Origin of the sequence: Albidovulum salinarum, assembly GCF_025673475.1 — a bacterium.
Taxonomy (GTDB): domain Bacteria; phylum Pseudomonadota; class Alphaproteobacteria; order Rhodobacterales; family Rhodobacteraceae; genus Albidovulum; species Albidovulum salinarum.
On sequence record NZ_JAOVQO010000077.1, the window covers coordinates 1 to 547 of the forward strand.

The following is a 547-nucleotide window of genomic DNA, read 5'->3' on the forward strand; positions in this document are numbered from 1 at the left end:
CTCACAACGGAATGTTGTCGTGCTTCTTCCAGGGATTGCTGAGTTTCTTGGTCCGGAGCGAGGCGAAGGCGCGGGCCACCCGCTTGCGGGTTCCGTGCGGCATGATCACCTCGTCGATGAAGCCCTTCTCGGCGGCGACGAAGGGGTTGGCGAAGCGGGTCTCGTAGTTCTTCGTCCGCTCGGCGATCTTGTCCTTGTCGGCCAGTTCCGAGCGGTAGAGGATCTCGACCGCGCCCTTGGCGCCCATCACCGCGATCTCGGCGGTGGGCCAGGCGTAGTTGAAATCGCCGCGCAGGTGCTTGGAGGCCATGACGTCATAGGCCCCGCCATAGGCCTTGCGGGTGATCACCGTGACCTTCGGCACCGTCGCCTCGCCATAGGCGAAGAGCAGCTTCGCGCCGTGCTTGATCACGCCGCCGTATTCCTGCCCGGTCCCCGGCAGGAAGCCCGGCACGTCGACGAAGGTCAGGATCGGGATCTCGAAGGCGTCGCAGAACCGCACGAAGCGCGCGGCCTTGCGGCTCGAGTCGATGTCGAGACAGCCGGC

The 547-nt window shown here is 65.4% G+C and carries 1 protein-coding gene; it reads right to left on the reverse strand.

Annotated features, from left to right (window positions below):
• Position 1: 1 nt before the first annotated feature.
• Positions 2 to 547 (reverse strand): carboxyl transferase domain-containing protein (locus tag OEZ60_RS22200; RefSeq protein WP_317852862.1); only part of this gene is annotated, 546 nt, incomplete at its 5' end.